The organism is Rhodococcus sp. 24CO (genome assembly GCF_050586165.1).
Taxonomy (GTDB): Bacteria; Actinomycetota; Actinomycetes; order Mycobacteriales; family Mycobacteriaceae; genus Rhodococcus_F.
This window is the reverse complement of record NZ_JAZFNF010000010.1, coordinates 37,194-54,916: the sequence shown is the minus strand read 5'-3', so window position 1 is coordinate 54,916 and position 17,723 is coordinate 37,194. Positions and strand designations below refer to the sequence as shown.

The following is a 17,723-nucleotide window of genomic DNA, read 5'->3' as shown; positions in this document are numbered from 1 at the left end:
GATGGGTAATGATTGCCCGATGACAGGTACGAGTGCAATCGGATCGTCGGGCCTGCGGCTGGGACTCATGCGCGGCGACGGAATCGGTCAGGACATCGTCCCAGCCACTCGGGAGATCGTGGACGGCGCAATGTCGTCGGTTCACGCCCAACCGGTGGAGTGGGTGGAACTGCCGCTCGGCTTCGAAGCCATCGACAGTCACGGGACACCGATTCCCGACGAGACCCTCACTGCGCTCGAACAGCTACCCGGCTGGATCCTCGGACCACATGACAGCGCGTCGTACCCGAGCGAGTTTCGTGGACAGCTGACACCTGGCGGTGTGATCCGAAAGAAGTTCGAACTCTTTGCGAACATCCGTCCGGCCGCCGTTCTGAGCGGAGTGAAGGCGACCGTTCCTGACTTGGACTTGGTGATTGTTCGCGAGAACACCGAGGGGCTGTACGCAGACCGCAACATGGCTGTCGGTAGCGGTGAATTCATGCCGACACCGGATCTCGCACTCGCAGTTGGAGTTTTCACCCGCGCAGCGTGCGAGCGAATTGCCCGAACTGCGTTCGCTCTGGCGACACGTCGACGCAATCACGTCACTATCGTCCACAAAGCGAATGTCCTGACCCTCACCACCGGGCTTTTCCGCGACGCCTGCCTCGCTGTGGCCGCCGATTATCCTCACGTTGTTGTCGACGATGAACATGTCGATGCCATGGCCGCACTTCTGGTTCGGCGAGGTGGAGATTTCGATGTCGTGGTCACCGAGAACATGTTCGGCGACATCCTGTCGGACCTCGCAGGAGAGTTGGCCGGCTCGCTCGGGACAGCGCCGTCGATCAATGTGTCGGACACTCAGGTCATGGCGCAGGCTGCGCATGGAGCGGCGCCGGACATAGCGGGCAAGAACCGAGCCAACCCCACAGCCCTGTTTCTTTCGAGCGCGATGATGCTGGACTGGCTTGCAGATGTCCGTCGCGATCACGTGTTGTCGGCTGCGGCGAGTCGAATCAGAAATGCGGTGAACGCCACTATTTCCTCGGGAATCGCGACCGCTGACCTTGGCGGCCTTGCGTCGACCAGCGAATTCGCCGAAGTGGTGTACGCACATACACTTCGTCGCTGATTCTTGTATCGCACGGGTGGGGAAGGAGTTCGGAATCGCTAGTCGTGGAAGTCCTGCCGTACCCTACCGTTCTACTGAATTTCGAATGAACGTTGCTCGATGCGGCGATCGACGAGTGGAGAGCAGAGTCGTGGTCGGTGAAAACGCGCGAGCAAGAGTGTTTCGTCGCGGGGGAGTACGCATGCATCTGGTTCGGCTCCTGTTGGTCGGCGTGATTGTCGCGCTCTGCGGGGGATGTGTGGTCAATGACGAAGGTCTTGTGCCGGAAGGTCCTCCACTCACGGTGCAGAAGGTGCCTGAGATTGCGGCACTGTTGCCGCCGAAGGTCGCTGAATCCGGGAAGCTCCAGATCGGGGTGAACATTCCCTACGCCCCCAACGAATTCAAGGATGCGAACGGCAACATCGTCGGATTCGACGTCGATCTGATGAAAGCTGTTGCGGCAGTGCTCGGAGTCGAGCCGGTCTTCAACCAAGCAGACTTCGACAAGATCATTCCCGCAATCCAATCGGGGAGCTACGACATGGGAATGTCGTCTTTCACCGATTCCAAGGAACGTGAGAAGACTGTCGACTTCGTGACCTACTACAGCGCAGGCATTCAATGGGCGCAGCGCCCGGACAATCCTGTCGACCCGAACAATGCGTGTGGGTTGCGGGTCGCTGTGCAAACCACGACCACCGAGGACATCGACGAAGTGCCTGCGAAGAGCGAGGCATGTGTTGCCGCAGGCAAACCGCCGATCGAGAAGGTCAAATACGACAGCCAGGACGATGCGGCGAATGCGCTCATCCTCGGCCGCGTCGACGCACTGTCCGCGGACTCGCCGGTCACCGGTTACGCGATCAAGCGCAGCAAGGGCCGGATGGAAGCGGCGGGTGAGCCCTTCGATTCGGCACCGTACGGTTGGCCGATCGTCAAGGGCTCGGAGCTGGGTCCCGCTCTGCAGCAGGCCATGCAATACCTGATCGACAACGGCGTCTATCAACAGATCGCTCAGACGTGGAGCGTCGAGGCCGGCGTCATCGAAGTATCCAAGATCAACGGCGCGGAGAGCTGATGAACATGACAACAACCGAGAGTGGCGATCCGGCGCCGATCAAGGCGATTCCACTGCGTAGGCCAGGGCGCTGGATCGCTGCAGTCGTAATCCTTGTGCTGGTGGGGCTGTTTCTCTACGGTTCGGCGACCAATGAACAGTTCGGGTGGGCGACATACCGTCAGTACCTCTTCGACGCGCGCATTTCCAAGGCGGCCTGGGTCACTATTCAATTGACGGTTTTGTCGATGGCGGCGGCGATCCTCCTGGGCATCGTCCTGGCTGTCATGCGACTATCACCGAACCCGGTGTTGAAGTCCGCGGCCTGGGTCTATTTGTGGGTCTTCCGCGGCACCCCCGTTTACGTCCAGCTTGTTTTCTGGGGACTCTTTCCCTCCATCTACAAGAGCATCGATCTCGGTGTTCCGTTCGGGCCCCAGTTCGTGCATTTCGACATGCAGGATCTACAGGCTGCGTTTCTCTTCGCAGTCGTCGGACTTGCGTTGAACGAGGCGGCGTACATGGCCGAAATCGTCCGTGCAGGTATTGCCTCGGTCAATGAAGGTCAGACCGAAGCGTCCGTAGCTTTGGGAATGACGTGGGGCCAGACGATGCGGCGAACGGTTCTTCCCCAGGCCATGCGCGTGATCATCCCGCCGACGGGCAACGAGTTGATCAGCTTGCTCAAGACGACTTCTCTGGTGACAGCTGTGCCCCTGAGTACCGAACTCTACGGTCGCGCGAGAGACATATCCGGTGCAAATTTCGAGCCGATTCCGCTCTTGATGGTTGCGGTGACGTGGTACCTCGCAATGACCAGTGTCCTGATGGTCGGGCAGTACTACGTCGAGCGCCACTACTCGAAGGGTTCGACGCGGACTCTGACCACCCGCCAGCTTCAGGCACTCGCTGACGCGCAGGGTAAAGCAACGGTAGTGGAGACACTCCCCGACATCCCAGGAGGAGAACGCAGATGACACCGATGGTGAAAGCGGACCGAGTCTGCAAGAACTTCGGCGCCCTAGAGGTTCTCAAAGGTGTGTCTCTCGAAATCGATCGCGGGCAAGTACTTTGCCTCGTCGGTCCGTCAGGGTCGGGCAAGTCGACTTTCTTGCGCTGCATCAACCACCTCGAGCAGGTCAATGCGGGACGTCTGTATGTCGACGGCGACCTGGTCGGCTACTCGGAGAAGAACGGCAAGCTTTACGAACTGCACCCACGGGCGGCGGCGAAGCAACGTCAGGACATCGGCATGGTGTTCCAGCACTTCAACCTGTTCCCGCATCGAACAGCGCTGGAGAACATCATCGAAGCGCCCACCCAGGTGAAGCGCGTGAGCAAGAAGAAGGCGATCGAGCGGGCAAAGGATCTGCTCGATCAGGTTGGTTTGAGCGCCAAGGCAAACGCATACCCCGCTCAGTTGTCCGGTGGACAGCAACAGCGCGTAGCCATTGCGCGGGCACTCGCGATGGACCCGAAACTGATGCTCTTCGACGAGCCGACGTCGGCGCTCGACCCGGAACTTGTCGGTGAAGTTCTGACAGTCATGAAACAACTCGCGAAAGACGGAATGACGATGGTCGTCGTCACTCACGAGATGGGCTTTGCTCGTGAGGTTGCCGATCAGCTGGTGTTCATGGATGGCGGAGTTGTCGTCGAATCCGGTGAGCCGCGACAACTTCTGGCCAACCCGCAGCAGGATCGCACCAAGGCATTCCTGTCGAACCTTCTGTAGCCGTCAGGGTTTGACGGCGCTGAATATCGCGGTGCCCGGAAAGAGCTGGCCGCGTAGGGGACTCCACTGTCCCCACTCGCGGTCCAGCCACTCCGGCCACTCCGGTTCGATGATGTCGTGAACCTGCAGGCCGGCTGCCACCAGTTCGCGGACGCGGTCTCCGATCGTGCGGTGGTGTTCGACGTAGGTAGGCACTCCGTTGTCGTCGACCTCGACGTAGGGGGTGCGGTCGAAGTAGGGGAGTGTCGCGGTCAGTCCCTTGGGACCTGGATCGTCGGGGAAGATCCAGCGAATCGGATGGTTGACGGCAAACACCCACTTGCCGCCCGGCCGCAGAACTCGCGCGACCTCGTTCATCACCTGCTGCGAATCGGCCACGAACGGAACGGCTCCGAAGGCGGAGCAGACGATGTCGAAGCTCGCGTCGGCAAACGGTAGCAATTCGGCGCTCGCCTGGATCAGCGGTACGCGTGGTCCGCCTGCAGTCATGGCGTCGACTCCGCGCGTGAGCATGCCCATCGAAATGTCGAGTCCGACGGCGCGGGCGCCGTGACCGGCCAGCCACCGGGCGCAGGGTGCGGATCCGCACCCTACTTCGAGGATGTCCTTGTCGACGATGTCGCCGAGCAGATGGTGATCGCCTTCGTGTAGACCCTCGGGGCACCAGACGAATTCACCGTCTGCGCTGTTCACGCCCAGAAATTCGCCATGAGTGCGGTGATAGTCCTCGGCGTCTGCGTCCCACCATGCGCGGCTGGCGCGGTCGCTCGCATCGGAGTCGACCCTGACCCTGCCGACTCCGCTGGTCCCGAGAATGGAATTGGCGGCGGCGTGGCGATCGTCAGACATATCGAACAGACTAGAGCGCTACCAGCGGCGACAGGGTACCCGGGTTTGCCCGCTCGCACCGCCGACGCGTAGTCTTACCCACGCGAGTGTCTGTCATTCAGTCGAATATCTGTACTAGGCCTTTACCGAGGCCTTGGATCGGCGTGAACGAGAGATCTTGCGGTGCTCCGTTCGGGTGCGGAATGTGTTTCGGTTTCCGGTTGTTAGTTTCTGTGCAACTGGGTACTGCATTTCGGTACCTCAATGTTGCATCTCGTCCGACAAAATCCATCAACCGACCACAACTCGTCCGGAGCAATTCAACATATGCCCTCCACAACCGTCACCTCGCCGCAGGTTGCCATTAACGACATTGGCTCTGCCGAGGACTTCCTCGCCGCCATCGACGCAACGATCAAGTACTTCAACGATGGCGACATCGTCGAAGGCACCATCGTCAAGGTCGACCGCGACGAGGTTCTGCTCGACATCGGTTACAAGACCGAAGGTGTCATCCCTTCTCGTGAGCTCTCCATCAAGCACGACGTCGACCCTAACGAGGTCGTCTCCGTGGGAGATGCGGTCGAGGCTCTCGTCCTCACCAAGGAGGACAAAGAAGGTCGACTGATCCTGTCGAAGAAGCGTGCTCAGTACGAGCGTGCCTGGGGCACCATCGAGGAGCTCAAGGAGAAGGACGAGGCCGTCAAGGGCACCGTCATCGAGGTCGTCAAGGGCGGCCTCATCCTTGACATCGGCCTTCGTGGCTTCCTCCCCGCCTCGCTCGTCGAAATGCGTCGCGTCCGCGACCTCCAGCCGTACGTCGGCAAGGAGATCGAGGCCAAGATCATCGAGCTCGACAAGAACCGCAACAACGTGGTCCTGTCGCGCCGTGCATGGCTCGAGCAGACTCAGTCCGAGGTTCGCAGCGAATTCCTGCACCAGCTCCAGAAGGGCCAGGTCCGCAAGGGCGTCGTGTCCTCCATCGTCAACTTCGGTGCATTCGTGGACCTGGGCGGCGTAGACGGTCTGGTTCACGTTTCCGAGCTGTCTTGGAAGCACATCGATCACCCGTCCGAGGTTGTCGAGGTCGGCACCGAGGTCACCGTCGAGGTTCTCGACGTCGACCTGGACCGCGAGCGCGTCTCCCTGTCGCTCAAGGCAACGCAGGAAGATCCGTGGCGTCAGTTCGCCCGCACGCACGCCATCGGCCAGATCGTGCCCGGCAAGGTCACGAAGCTGGTTCCGTTCGGTGCATTCGTGCGCGTCGAAGAGGGAATCGAAGGCCTCGTTCACATCTCGGAGCTCGCTGAGCGCCACGTCGAGGTTCCGGACCAGGTTGTCGGCGTCGGCGACGATGCACTCGTCAAGGTCATCGACATCGACCTCGAGCGTCGTCGTATCTCGCTGTCGCTGAAGCAGGCCAACGAGGATTACAACGCCGAGTTCGATCCGTCCAAGTACGGCATGGCCGACTCGTACGACGAGCAGGGCAACTACATCTTCCCCGAGGGCTTCGATCCCGAGACCAACGAATGGCTCGAGGGCTTCGACAAGCAGCGCGAAGAGTGGGAGAACCGCTACGCCGAGGCTGAGCGTCGTCACAAGATGCACACCGTTCAGATGGAGAAGACCGCTGCAGACGAGGCCGCTGAAGCTGCCACCGCTGCTGCCGGCTACTCCTCGGAGACGGCTTCTGCAGACGACGAAGAGGCTCCGGCCTCCGCAGGCTCCGCTCCGGCAGAGTCCGCTGGCGGATCGCTTGCAAGCGATGCACAGCTCGCCGCACTTCGTGAGAAGCTGTCGGGCAACGCATAAGGATTACCGCTTGATCTGATCAAGCGAGATCTGTGAAAGAACCCCGCTCCTGCGCAAGCAGGAGCGGGGTTCTTTTGTTGTGTGGCACAAGTATTGGCGTCGCACCGGTTTTGTATCGGAGGAAAATGCGACAGCCACCAGTCTGGCGACTGGTGGCTGTCGGGTGAAAGCTGCGGTGCTGCTACGTCAGGCCGTGGTAGCCGGAGCCGGGACCCAGTACGTCGCGGTGGCTTCGGCTGTGCGCTTGCGCATCGACGCGAAGCTGTGACGGCCCTGGCTCACGAGGACGGTGAACCACGTTCGCCGATGTTCGGCCAACGCAAAGGCAACCTCGGGAAATTCGATACAGTGCACGCCGTTCGGCATTCCGAGGCGATGCTGACCAAGATGGTCACGATCTGCTCGCATGGCGTCCACTTTCTCGAGAAGGTGCAGGGCGTTCGCTAGAACTTAACCACACGGATTGCCTCGATTGTGGTATTTACGTCTCGAGTTGTGTGGCGTGTTCGATTTCAGGACTCGAATCTCGTGCCGTGAGCATAGGTGAGAGACTGTCGGTTGTGTTGAGAGTTGGCCTCACTGGAGGCATCGGAGCCGGCAAGTCGACTGTGTCGAAAATCCTCACCGAACTGGGAGCAGTGATCGTTGATGCCGATCTAATTGCCCGAGAGGTCGTCGAACCCGGCACCCCGGGGTTGGCTGCGTTGGCGCAGGCGTTCGGTGACGGCATCATCGCGTCCGACGGCACCCTCGATCGACCCGCGCTTGCGGCGTTGGCGTTTGCCGACGACGCTTCCCGCGGCACTCTCAATTCGATCCTGCATCCGTTGATCGGCCGTCGTACGGCCGAAGCCCTTGATGCTGCGCCGGCGAATTCTGTTCTGGTACAGGACATCCCGCTGCTGGTTGAGGCAGGAATGGCTCCGGCGTTCAATTTGGTCGTCATCGTGTACGTCGACGCCGAAGAACGCGTCAGGCGGTTGGTCGAGTCGCGGGGGATGCCCGAGAGCGATGCCCGGGCGCGGATCGCGGCGCAAGCGACCGACGATCAGCGCCGCGCCGTTGCGGACGTCTGGCTCGACAACAGCGGTGATCCAGGAGCCCTTGACGCTGTGGTCCGTGAACTGTGGGCCGATCGAATCGCACCGTTCGAAGAGAATCTGCGCACCGGAACAGTGGTTCGTGCGCTTCCTGAGCTGAGCCCCGCGGATCCGCAGTGGCCAGTTCAGGCCGATCGGCTGATCAAGCGGTTGGCGCTGCTGTGCGGTGATCGAGCCACGCGTATCGATCACATCGGTTCCACTGCAGTACCGGGACTCGACGCGAAGGACGTGATCGATCTTCAGATCACTGTCGAACACATCGGGATTGCGGACGACTTGGCCGCTGACCTTGCAACCGGCGGTTTTCCGCGTCTCGAGAGCATCGTCGCGGACGATCCGAAGCCTGCCTATGTCGGGGGTGAAACCGATCCGAGCGTGTGGGCGAAGCGGATTCACGCCAGCGCAGATCCGGGTCGGCCGGCGAACATCCACATTCGCGTCGACGGTTGGCCTGGTCAGCAATTTGCCGTGTTGTTCCGAGACTGGCTGCGGGCGGATGACGAGGCCCGCGCGGAGTATGCCGCGCTGAAGGTCCGGGCCGCGGAGCACGCGTCCGGAATCGATGATTACGACAAGGCGATGGATGCGTACCTCGCGGTCAAGACCCCCTGGTTCGACGCGGCGTTCCACCGTGCGTGGGAATGGGCAGCCAAGTCGGGCTGGACGGCCTGACGCCTAACGCCAGGTGATCGGCATACCCAACGACGACAGCCACGCGCCGAGATCGTGACCGTGGGCGGCGATGCCGTCGATGGTGCGGGCAGCGGTCAGCATTGCCTGTTCGGAAGTCTGGGCGTCGAGTATTCCGGATGCGTGCGCTGCCAGGAGTTCGTCGACGTCGAGGAGTTCGGTGCTGCGGCCGGTCTGCACAATCAGATCGAGATAGTGGTCTTCGGATCTCCATGCATGCTCACCGCGCGTGAATGTGCCGATGTCGATGTAGTGATCCTGGTCCCGTTCGTGCCCCGGCGTGAAGTGGAAGATCGACGCTCGGATTCCGAGGTCGGGGAGCATCCACGACTCCAGATAGTGGAATTGTGGATGGTCTGCGTGTCGGCCCATGTACAGGCCCCATGGCTCTTCGCGGTAGGTTTCGACCTGGCGAACGAAGCCCTTGGGATCGATATTGGTTCGGGCCTCGAGGTCGAATGTTTCGACTTTGGGCGGGTGAATGTGGATGCGCGCTTCGCTCATGATGCATGAACCTACCGCTGCGACGAGCTTGTGCCCACGCATGATGTCGGTGGGTGCGCATACCCTGGTTTCATGGCGTTTGCTTCCGAACATCCAGTCGTCGCACATTCCGAGTTTCGTCCGGTCAGCGACATCGAGCGCTCCGACGGCCGGTTCGAGGTCGTCAGCGAATACGAGCCTGCCGGCGATCAGCCCGCAGCCATCGCCGAGCTCGAGAAACGGCTCGAGGCGGGCGAGAAGGACATAGTGCTTCTCGGTGCCACCGGCACCGGAAAATCTGCGACGACGGCCTGGCTGATCGAACGAGTGCAGCGGCCGACGCTGGTGATGGCGCCGAACAAGACCTTGGCTGCTCAGTTGGCCAACGAGCTTCGCGAGATGTTGCCGAACAACGCGGTTGAATACTTCGTCTCGTACTACGACTACTACCAGCCTGAGGCATATATCGCTCAGACGGATACGTATATCGAGAAAGACTCGTCGGTCAACGACGACGTCGAACGCCTGCGCCACTCCGCGACGTCGAGCCTGCTCTCGCGACGGGACGTTGTTGTGGTTGCGTCCGTGTCGTGCATCTATGGTCTCGGCACGCCGCAGTCTTATCTCGATCGATCCATCTCACTCGACGTGGGCGTCGAGGTTCCGCGTGATGCGTTTCTGCGCCTCCTGGTCGACGTGCAGTACAACCGCAACGATGTTGCGTTCACCCGTGGTTCGTTCCGCGTCCGGGGCGACACGGTGGAAATCATCCCGTCGTACGAAGAGTTGGCGGTTCGGATCGAGTTCTTCGGCGACGAAATCGAGGCGCTGTACTACCTTCATCCGCTCACCGGCGACATCGTCCGGAAAGTGGATACGGTTCGGATCTTCCCCGCAACCCACTATGTTGCCGGACCCGAGCGGCTCGAGCGTGCAGTCAAGGACATTGAGCAAGAGTTGGAGCAACGCCTCGAAGAGTTGGAGGGCAAGGGCAAACTGCTCGAGGCGCAGCGGCTACGGATGCGAACGCAGTACGACCTCGAGATGATCAAACAGGTCGGATTCTGCTCCGGAATCGAGAACTATTCACGGCACATCGACGGTCGTGGACCCGGTACCGCGCCGGCTACGCTGATCGACTACTTCCCCGAGGATTTCCTACTGGTCATCGACGAGTCGCATGTGACCGTTCCGCAGATCGGCGCCATGTACGAGGGTGACATGTCGCGTAAGCGCAACCTGGTGGAGTTCGGTTTCCGGCTACCGTCGGCGACGGATAACCGGCCGCTGACGTGGGAAGAATTCAGTCAGCGGATCGGTCAGACCGTCTACCTGTCTGCAACGCCGGGCAAGTACGAGTTGGGGCAATCTGGCGGTGAGTTCGTCGAGCAGGTGATTCGTCCGACAGGCCTCATCGATCCCGAGGTGATCGTCAAGCCGACCAAGGGGCAGATCGACGACCTGGTTCACGAGATCCAGGAACGCGCGGCAAAGGACGAGCGCGTTCTTGTCACGACCTTGACCAAGAAGATGTCGGAAGACCTCACCGATTATCTGCTCGAACTCGGAATCCGGGTTCGCTATCTGCACTCCGACATCGACACGTTGCGTCGCGTCGAATTGCTGCGGCAGTTGCGACTGGGGGAGTACGACGTCCTGGTCGGCATCAACCTTCTGCGTGAGGGCCTCGACCTTCCCGAGGTGTCGCTTGTTGCCATTCTCGATGCCGACAAGGAGGGGTTCCTGCGGAGTTCCACCAGCCTTATCCAGACCATCGGCCGCGCTGCTCGTAACGTGTCCGGCCAGGTTCACATGTACGCGGACAAGATCACCGCCTCCATGGCGCAGGCAATCGAAGAGACCGAGCGTCGCCGTGAGAAGCAGGTCGAATACAACAAGAAGATGGGGGTTGATCCGCAGCCTCTCCGCAAGAAGATCGCCGACATCCTCGATCAGGTCTACGAGGAAGCCGAGGACACCGCAGCGTCCGTCGACATCGGTGGTTCCGGACGTAACTCGACGCGTGGCCGTCGAGCGCAGGGCGAAGCAGGCCGCGCGGTCAGTGCAGGCGTGTACGAAGGCCGCGACACCAAATCGATGCCCCGGGCCGAATTGGCAGACCTGGTCAAGGAACTCACCGATCAGATGATGAATGCCGCTCGGGACTTGCAGTTCGAGTTGGCCGGTCGTTTGCGTGATGAAATCTCGGATCTCAAGAAGGAGCTTCGAGGCATGGACGCGGCCGGTTTGAAGTAGTTCGGTGGGATGTGTGTGAATCGGGAACGCCCGCTACGGTTCACATATGGATGCACAGACTGCCGGCAAGACCGGCCGTACTCTCGAACTTCTCCATTCGTTGGCTTACTTCGTTCCGGAGACGGAAAAGGAATTGGTTGCGCTCGGGCTCGAACCCGGCCGGATGGTGTACTTCGCGGGTCGAGCTGCGCCCTTGGGTACTCCGCCTGCCACCGTAGTGACGTCGGCGTTCTACAACTTCAATCCGGAGTTGGTCGCCAGCGTGATTCCGCGCGCGTGGGACCTCGCGAAACCGTCGGAGATTGTTGCTGCGCGCTACCGCGCTATCGACGCCGCGTACGTTCGTCTCCTCGGCGAAGAGGTGACGTCCTCACCGGACATGGCTGAAGCTGCCGAGTTGGTTTCCATCGCAGCGCGGAACATCCCCGGCGTCGAGGGGCGTCCGCTGTACGCCGGTTGGGCTTCCGTCGAGTGGCCGACCGTGCCGCACCTCGCATTCTGGCACGCGCTGACTTTGCTGCGGGAGTACCGCGGTGACGGCCACATCGCCGCTCTGCAGACTGCCGGGCTGAACGGGTTGGATGCCTTGATCACCCACACCGCCACCGGTATCGGATTCCAGCAGAAGTTTGCCCAGAGTCGTCGAGGGTGGTCTGCGGAGCAGTGGGCGCAAGGCGTCCAGGATCTTCAGGATCGAGAGTTGCTCGATCGTAAGTCGGGAGCACTGACCGAGGACGGGCAGGAACTGCGCGACGTCGTGGAGGACTTGACGGACGATCTGGCTTTGGCGCCGTGGGACGCCTTGGGCGAATCCGGAGCCGACAGGCTTCTCGAATTGGCGGCGCCGTGGCGTGCTGCGTTGACTGAACAGGACGTGTTTCCCGCCGCGCTTTTCGGTCCGCGATTCGGAAACCTGCGCTGATCCGGAATTCAGTGTAATTTTTTGATGTGACTGCAGATCACATTCACTGCGGTGTTGTGGTGTGTATGGCAAACGGCACTTTTACCGAGTTCTGCCCGCTAATGTCAGCAGCGCTGACTATCCCGTAACCGCTGACTATTTCGTAACCATGGAGGATGAATGAGTGCCTACCGGACCGTTGTCGTAGGAACCGATGGCTCCGAGTCGTCACTGAAAGCAGTCGACCGGGCCGCAAGCATTGCCGCCGACGCCAGTGCACAGTTGATCATCGCGTGCGCGTACTACCCCGCAGACCCCAAGGACGTCAGCGCTGCGGCCGATGTACTCGGCGACGAGGCATACCAGGTCACAGGTTCGACACCTACCTACGAAATCCTCCGAACCGCCCGAGAGCGCGCACATGCGGCCGGCGCGGAGAAGGTCGTGGAACGGGCAATCGTCGGAGCACCCGTCGAGTCCTTGCTCGCTTTGCTCGACGAGGTCGAGGGTGATCTGCTGGTCATCGGTAACCGTGGACTCAACACACTGACCGGCCGTCTACTCGGATCGGTACCGTCGGATGCTGCACGAAAGGCAACATCCGACGTCCTGATCGTTCATACCGTTCGCTGAAAGATTTCAGCAGTACTCGGTCTCGGCCGCATCGACGATCAATGTTCCCAATCGATAGGGATCGGCACTGATCGGCGATGCGGCCGAACTGTTTTCGGTGCTCTCCACGTCTTGGAGTTGGCCTGGTCGGCTGGTGGCGCCGTTGTGCGTCACGCTGCGCAAATTCTCGACGATCATCGTTCGATCCGTGCCCACCGCCAGCTGGCGGCAGATTCCGTCCCCGAGTGCCTGCAGGGTGTCGTCGGTAAGCGGTGTGGTGACGCCGTCTGCCGTGATCGCGTCCCGGAACCGTTCGAGTGCCTGAAGCTCGGGTGAGTCGGCCATGGCAGTGGCCGGTGCGGCGTTGTCGGCGGTATCCGACGGCGAAGACTCGGCCTGAGCGCATCCGATCAGCGTCCCGGCGCACAGGCCGATCAGCGCAGCTCCGACGACCTGTGGGCGGCGACGGAGTAGCCACTGCGGCATGCGTGCGGCGATCGGAGCGGTCACGAGAAGATTTCCTTCAGTAGAAGTGGCACGAGAGAACCTACTCGGTCGCATCACATCACGGGTGTGAATGCAGCTTCGGCGATGTTGTCGAGCACAGCCGGAAGCGATTCGATGTGAATGATGCCGAGCCGCTGTGTTGCGCGGGTCAGTGCGACGTACAGGTCGTTCATGCCACGCGGCGATTCCTCGAGGATATCTGAGGGTTCGACGATGAAAACGGTGTCGAATTCCAGACCCTTGACGTCCTTGACGGAGAGCACACTGACAGAGTCGCCGGCGAGGCCGGACAGGTTCTTCACCGTCTCGTGCCCGGCGATCACTGCGGTCAGGCCTGTGTGCGACTCGTGCTCGATGCAGCGACGCACCGTTTCCTCGAGATTCTCCGCAGTGGTTTTCAGTGACCACGGTGCAAAACCGCTGTCTCGAACCGACCGGGGTACTGCTTGCGTGGGATCGATTTTTTCGAGCACCCGGTGTGCCACATCCATGATTTCCGACGGGGTTCGGTAGTTCACGGTCAGCTGCGTGAGCTTCCACCGCTGTGCGACGTACGGTTCGAGGATTGTCTGCCATGACGACGTGCCGGCGGGATCACCCGTCTGCGCAGTGTCGCCCACTAACGTCATCCAACGATTCGGTATGCGGCGCATCAACATTCGCCACGCCATGGCCGACAACTCCTGAGCCTCGTCGACGATCACGTGACCGTACGTCCAGGTTCGATCACCCGCGGCGCGCTCGGCAGTGGTCTGATGCTGGCCCAGGTCGTGACGCTGCGCGAGTTGACTGGCGTCGATCAGGTCGTAGGCCATCAGGATTTCGGGGTCCATCTCGTCTTCGAGATCCTGCGGCGCCGACCCTGTCAGAATATCGAGAGCGCCCTGTGCGTCGGCAATCTGAGCGCGCCATTGTCGTTGTGCCCGTTCGCGTTCCGCGGCATCGTCAACGCCGAGAATTTCGGCCAGCTCGTCGAGTAGCGGTGCGTCGGCAGCGCTGAATCCGGGGCCGACGCTCTGCAACAATTCCGAGCGCTGGTTGTCGTCGAATTGTGGAGCGGCTTTTTCCAGTCGTCTCGGTGACGTCCAGAGTTCGGCGAGAATCTGTTGCGGCGACAACTCGGGCCATAGCGAGCCGATCGCGGACATGATGTCGGCGTCTTCGCGCATCTCGTCACGAATGTCGGCGATGTCGTCTCGACTCAGGAGCGAACCGCCGTCCACCAGATTTCCGCCGATGATCTCAGCCATCTGCAGAGCCAGCGCTTCGATGACCGCGGACACGAAGATCGGCCTGGCCAAGTTGTGCGGACGGCGGGATGAGCGGGCACGGCCACGGGCCTTGGTGACTGTCTTTCGATCCAGTTTCAGGTCGTAGGTGTCGAAGCGGAGAACAATCGGCGAGGACGGTACTTCCTGGCGATCACGGACAGCGTTCTTGAGTACGTCGAGGATGTCGAGTGAACCCTTGATCTCCCCGGCCGCAAGCGAATCGATTCGCGTTGCGCGCACTCCGGGATACAGGTCGCCGATGGTGGAGAGTAGAACGCCGGTTTCGCCCAGTGACGGGAGTACCTGACTGATGTAGTCGAGGAACGTTGCGTTGGGGCCGATGATGAGTACGCCGGCCTTCGCCAACTGCTGGCGATACGTATAGAGCAGGAACGCTGCACGGTGGAGCGCCACAGCGGTTTTGCCGGTACCGGGGCCACCCTGAACCACGAGCACACTCTTGTGTTCGGATCGGATGATCGAATCCTGCTCGGTTTGGATGGTTTCGACGATGTCGTTCATCTGGCCGGTGCGGGCAGCGTTCAATGCGTCGAGTAGCGCGCTCTCACCGGCCACGCCACCGGCTTCGGTGACAACACCGGCAGCGCGAGCCGCGTCGAGGTCGAGGTATTCGTCGTTGATCCCGGTGACCGCGCGGCTACGGCTACGGATGTGGCGTCGACGCTTCACGCCCTCCGGCGCCGCCGGTGTCGCGAGGTAGAACGGGCGGGCCATCGGGGCGCGCCAGTCGAGGAGGAGCGTCTCGTAGTCGTTCTCGGTGTCGAGAATGCCCAAACGCCCGACGTAGCGATGTTCTTCGTCGAAATCGATTCTGCCGAAACACAGTCCATTTTCGGCCGCGTCGTACTTGGCTAGATCCTCGGTGTACATCGCGTTGAACGATTCACGTTCACTGCGTGCCTGCGGGGTTCCACCGCTTTCCAGCAAGACGGTGCTCAGGCGCGATTTGGCATGCTTCCGGAGCTCGTCGAGACGGGAATACAGCATCGTCACGTACTGCTGCTCGAGCTGTTGCTCGGTGTGTGACGGGTCCGCGTCGGGCAAGGGTTCTCCTAGGCTTGGTGACAGTAGTTCGAGCACCGCAAAAGTGCCAAGACAGTCTAGTTCGCTTAGGTGAATGGGGTGTATCCAACGAGGTCAGGCCACCCGAGGGTGGCCTGACCGGACGTTCGAATGCGTCAGTGCGTCAATTCGTCGCGCTTCTCGCGGGCCTTCGCCAGTGCGATTTCGGCGCGTTTGCGGGCTCGTTTGCCGAGGACCTCTGACTGCTCGGATGCAGTCTCCGCCCACTCGTTGCTTTTTTCGAGCGCAAGTTCTGCGAACTCGGCGCCGCGCTTTCCGGCCAACTCTGCCAGTTCCGATCCGCGCTCTCTAGCCGTCTCTGCCAGTTCCGCACCGCGCTTCTGTGCAACCTCGAGAATCTCGGGGCCACGTTCCTTGGCGATCTCGAGCAATTCGGAACCGTGTACCTTTGCAGCTTCGGCTAGTTCGGTGCCACGCTCCGAGGCTACGGCGAGAGCATGCTCGAGGCGTTCGCCTGTGTGCTCGTCGTGGTTTGCGGCCGCCAAGGGGAGTGTCGCCGCGATCGATGCCTGCGCCTTCCTCGCAGCGCGTCGACCGCGCCAACCGAGTGACGGTTTGCCTTCGGTATCGACGGACGCGATCATCAGGCCGCCGAGCAGGCTGACGTTCTTGATGAAGTTGGTGCGCTGCATCGCGCGAAGTGTTGGGTCGGTCTCGTTCCAGAAATCATGGCCTGCAACTGTGGTGGGAATCAGGCTTCCAGCCAGTGCCAACGATGCGATGCGTGGAGCCTTACCGCTTGCCAGCAATGCCCCACCGCCGATCTGGATCACCGCGTTGAGCTTGATCAGTGTCTCTGGATCTGCGGGCAATTTCTGTGTCACCGCGCCGGGGAGTGTTTCCACTGATTTGTCGATCAGTGGAGTTGCTTTTGCCGCGCGTTGCGCAGGATTGCGGAGCGCATCGATCCCCCCGGCAATGAAGATGGTGGAAAGAAGTGGACGAGCAATTCGACGTACCAGCATGTTCCAAGCCTCCCGATGTAGGTCCTTTCCACCCTAGCGATTCGAACGGAACCCGGGAGAGGTTACGTTTGGCCAGCCCCTGTGGGAAGACTGCAAAAACCACGTCGAACAGCGAAGAATTGACCGAAACTCGGCCGCGACACACCTTGAGACGACGGCGTGGGAGGTTTGACAATGGATCGCAACGTCGACGTCGTGGTGGTCGGTGGGGGCCCAGCAGGCATGACCGTCGCAACGCCTGCGGGGTTTTTGTTTTCATCCGCGAGCACGGAACCACCTCGACGATGCAGAACCCGGGAACCGATCGACTCGTCCAAGCACGACGCATGGGCGGCGGACCGGAGCGCGACAGTTATCGCCGCGCCGCCCAGCGATGCGGGTCGCTCTCCAGCGCGGCTCTGTCCCAGTGGCCCGAATCGGCGGCGGCAGCATATGTGGTCTGCAGGAACGCCAGAAGTGTCGCGTCAGGGTCGGTGGCAGTTCGGACTGCTTCGTACGGCAGAAGAAACTGACCGAAATCGTTGCTGTAGAACGCTGCCGACGGTTCGACGCGATAGTCCTCGAACGCCGCAGGCGCGGGGTACGAGTACGAATAGAACGCGCCTTCCTCTCCGCCGCCCGGCCAGAAGCCGCAGCTGCTCAATTCGTGAGAGTAACCTTCCACCATCACCCAGTCTCCGCAGTTGGGGGCTCCCCCCGGATGTGGTGGCGCAGTGCGACCGGAGAAACGAGTACATGCGAGGTCCATTGCGCCCCAGAAGAAATGGACCGGCGATACCTTTCCGATGAATCCCGCGCGGAACGACGCGATGACGCGGTCGGCCTGAACGAGTTGCCGCCAGAACAAGTGGACGGCTGCGGCGTCGTAGGTGCAGTGCACATGATCGTCGGCAAACGGAAGTGCCGGATCAACCTCATTCGGTGTTGGCGCAATGTCCACTGAAATACCCAGGGTGCGTAGCGCTTCCATCGTGCGTGCATAGAATGTCGATACCGATTGAGGTTCGAGCGGAATCTCGTGCGACGCCCCGGAACTGTCGCGGATGCGTAGTTGGTGCTCGCAGAAATCGAATTCGATATCGAAAATGCGGTCGCCGTAGGGGATGGACGACGTCGTCAACCCTCGGGGAGTGACGTACAGGGTGACCTGCCACCAGTGGTTGACTAGCGGCGAACACGCGAGTCGAATCTTCCCCACGATCTGCACCCACATGTGCAGGGTGTCGCGCGTGTCGGTCCAGTCGTCGACGCGTAGCGCGGGCCACTCCGCCGGTGTGTTGGATGTTGTCATTCGACG

16 protein-coding genes are annotated in these 17,723 nt (G+C 61.1%); 9 read left to right on the top strand and 7 right to left on the bottom strand.

All coding sequences use genetic code 11. The features are described from left to right. Positions 1–19 precede the first annotated feature (19 nt). The 4 genes from V2B23_RS24420 (at position 20) to V2B23_RS24405 (ending at position 3,891) form a co-directional block, all read left to right on the top strand. A complete protein-coding gene (locus V2B23_RS24420; protein WP_430952662.1) occupies positions 20–1,117 on the top strand; it encodes an isocitrate/isopropylmalate dehydrogenase family protein in 1,098 nt (365 codons plus the stop codon). A gap of 181 nt (positions 1,118–1,298) precedes the next feature. Next, positions 1,299–2,177 carry an ABC transporter substrate-binding protein gene (locus V2B23_RS24415; RefSeq protein WP_430952661.1) on the top strand — a complete coding sequence of 293 codons (879 nt, stop codon included), beginning with the start codon at positions 1,299–1,301 and terminating at the stop codon, positions 2,175–2,177. Beyond that, positions 2,177–3,133: an amino acid ABC transporter permease gene (locus V2B23_RS24410; protein ID WP_430952660.1), complete on the top strand. Its 957-nt coding sequence runs from the start codon at positions 2,177–2,179 to the stop codon at positions 3,131–3,133. Before V2B23_RS24415 ends, V2B23_RS24410 begins: the two co-directional genes overlap by 1 nt. Beyond that, on the top strand, positions 3,130–3,891 hold the full coding sequence (locus V2B23_RS24405; RefSeq protein WP_430952659.1) for an amino acid ABC transporter ATP-binding protein: 762 nt from the start codon (positions 3,130–3,132) through the stop codon (positions 3,889–3,891). Before V2B23_RS24410 ends, V2B23_RS24405 begins: the two co-directional genes overlap by 4 nt. A 3-nt stretch (positions 3,892–3,894) precedes the next feature. Here the strand turns inward: V2B23_RS24405 and V2B23_RS24400 are convergent, their stop codons facing one another. Further along, positions 3,895–4,740, bottom strand: a complete 846-nt coding sequence (locus V2B23_RS24400) for a class I SAM-dependent methyltransferase (RefSeq protein ID WP_430952658.1) — start codon at positions 4,738–4,740, stop codon at positions 3,895–3,897. 306 nt (positions 4,741–5,046) lie between these two features. Between V2B23_RS24400 and rpsA the strand changes: the two genes are divergently transcribed. Beyond that, on the top strand, positions 5,047–6,534 hold the full coding sequence (rpsA, locus tag V2B23_RS24395) for a 30S ribosomal protein S1 (protein WP_033230824.1): 1,488 nt from the start codon (positions 5,047–5,049) through the stop codon (positions 6,532–6,534). A 186-nt stretch (positions 6,535–6,720) separates the two neighbouring features. Here the strand turns inward: rpsA and V2B23_RS24390 are convergent, their stop codons facing one another. Then, the gene (locus tag V2B23_RS24390) at positions 6,721–6,942 is read right to left on the bottom strand and encodes a hypothetical protein (protein WP_033230823.1); all 222 of its coding nucleotides are present in this window, start codon (positions 6,940–6,942) and stop codon (positions 6,721–6,723) included. A gap of 152 nt (positions 6,943–7,094) precedes the next feature. On the opposite strand from V2B23_RS24390, the gene coaE reads away from it, so the two are divergent. Continuing rightward, the gene (gene coaE / locus V2B23_RS24385; protein WP_430952809.1) at positions 7,095–8,309 is read left to right on the top strand and encodes a dephospho-CoA kinase; all 1,215 of its coding nucleotides are present in this window, start codon (positions 7,095–7,097) and stop codon (positions 8,307–8,309) included. Positions 8,310–8,312: 3 nt separating this feature from the next. Here coaE and V2B23_RS24380 read toward each other — a convergent pair whose 3' ends face one another. After that, a complete protein-coding gene (locus V2B23_RS24380) occupies positions 8,313–8,831 on the bottom strand; it encodes a DUF402 domain-containing protein (RefSeq protein ID WP_430952657.1) in 519 nt (172 codons plus the stop codon). Positions 8,832–8,903: 72 nt separating this feature from the next. Between V2B23_RS24380 and uvrB the strand changes: the two genes are divergently transcribed. The 3 genes from uvrB to V2B23_RS24365 all read left to right on the top strand — a co-directional run bounded on the left by uvrB (position 8,904) and on the right by V2B23_RS24365 (position 12,600). Continuing rightward, positions 8,904–11,066, top strand: a complete 2,163-nt coding sequence (gene uvrB / locus V2B23_RS24375) for an excinuclease ABC subunit UvrB (protein ID WP_430952656.1) — start codon at positions 8,904–8,906, stop codon at positions 11,064–11,066. A 46-nt stretch (positions 11,067–11,112) separates the two neighbouring features. Beyond that, positions 11,113–11,988 (top strand): SCO6745 family protein, encoded by an 876-nt coding sequence (locus tag V2B23_RS24370; RefSeq protein ID WP_430952655.1) that lies wholly within the window; start codon positions 11,113–11,115, stop codon positions 11,986–11,988. 159 nt (positions 11,989–12,147) lie between these two features. Further along, positions 12,148–12,600, top strand: coding sequence for a universal stress protein (locus V2B23_RS24365; protein ID WP_033230819.1), 453 nt, complete (start codon positions 12,148–12,150; stop codon positions 12,598–12,600). Between the two features lie 6 nt (positions 12,601–12,606). Here the strand turns inward: V2B23_RS24365 and V2B23_RS24360 are convergent, their stop codons facing one another. From V2B23_RS24360 to V2B23_RS24345, 4 genes are all read right to left on the bottom strand, one after another. Next, positions 12,607–13,089 carry a hypothetical protein gene (locus V2B23_RS24360; RefSeq protein WP_430952654.1) on the bottom strand — a complete coding sequence of 161 codons (483 nt, stop codon included), beginning with the start codon at positions 13,087–13,089 and terminating at the stop codon, positions 12,607–12,609. Positions 13,090–13,139: 50 nt separating this feature from the next. Next, positions 13,140–15,422, bottom strand: a complete 2,283-nt coding sequence (locus tag V2B23_RS24355) for a HelD family protein (RefSeq protein ID WP_430952653.1) — start codon at positions 15,420–15,422, stop codon at positions 13,140–13,142. A gap of 134 nt (positions 15,423–15,556) precedes the next feature. Then, entirely contained in the window at positions 15,557–16,426 is an 870-nt protein-coding gene (locus V2B23_RS24350) for a DoxX family membrane protein (protein WP_430952652.1), read from the bottom strand. Positions 16,427–16,778: 352 nt separating this feature from the next. Then, positions 16,779–17,717, bottom strand: a complete 939-nt coding sequence (locus V2B23_RS24345; RefSeq protein WP_430952651.1) for a DUF5996 family protein — start codon at positions 17,715–17,717, stop codon at positions 16,779–16,781. Positions 17,718–17,723: the final 6 nt, after the last annotated feature.

What these genes read in the sequence shown, in the direction of transcription:
- uvrB (WP_430952656.1), top strand. Translation starts at nt 8,904, where the DNA reads ATGGCGTTTGCTTCCGAACATCCAGTCGTCGCACATTCCGAGTTTCGT.
- V2B23_RS24365 (WP_033230819.1), top strand. Translation starts at nt 12,148, where the DNA reads ATGAGTGCCTACCGGACCGTTGTCGTAGGAACCGATGGCTCCGAGTCG.
- V2B23_RS24345 (WP_430952651.1), bottom strand. Translation starts at nt 17,717, where the DNA reads ATGACAACATCCAACACACCGGCGGAGTGGCCCGCGCTACGCGTCGAC.
- V2B23_RS24410 (WP_430952660.1), top strand. Translation starts at nt 2,177, where the DNA reads ATGAACATGACAACAACCGAGAGTGGCGATCCGGCGCCGATCAAGGCG.
- V2B23_RS24400 (WP_430952658.1), bottom strand. Translation starts at nt 4,740, where the DNA reads ATGTCTGACGATCGCCACGCCGCCGCCAATTCCATTCTCGGGACCAGC.
- V2B23_RS24380 (WP_430952657.1), bottom strand. Translation starts at nt 8,831, where the DNA reads ATGAGCGAAGCGCGCATCCACATTCACCCGCCCAAAGTCGAAACATTC.
- V2B23_RS24350 (WP_430952652.1), bottom strand. Translation starts at nt 16,426, where the DNA reads ATGCTGGTACGTCGAATTGCTCGTCCACTTCTTTCCACCATCTTCATT.
- V2B23_RS24415 (WP_430952661.1), top strand. Translation starts at nt 1,299, where the DNA reads ATGCATCTGGTTCGGCTCCTGTTGGTCGGCGTGATTGTCGCGCTCTGC.
- V2B23_RS24390 (WP_033230823.1), bottom strand. Translation starts at nt 6,942, where the DNA reads ATGCGAGCAGATCGTGACCATCTTGGTCAGCATCGCCTCGGAATGCCG.
- V2B23_RS24370 (WP_430952655.1), top strand. Translation starts at nt 11,113, where the DNA reads ATGGATGCACAGACTGCCGGCAAGACCGGCCGTACTCTCGAACTTCTC.
- V2B23_RS24420 (WP_430952662.1), top strand. Translation starts at nt 20, where the DNA reads ATGACAGGTACGAGTGCAATCGGATCGTCGGGCCTGCGGCTGGGACTC.
- V2B23_RS24405 (WP_430952659.1), top strand. Translation starts at nt 3,130, where the DNA reads ATGACACCGATGGTGAAAGCGGACCGAGTCTGCAAGAACTTCGGCGCC.
- rpsA (WP_033230824.1), top strand. Translation starts at nt 5,047, where the DNA reads ATGCCCTCCACAACCGTCACCTCGCCGCAGGTTGCCATTAACGACATT.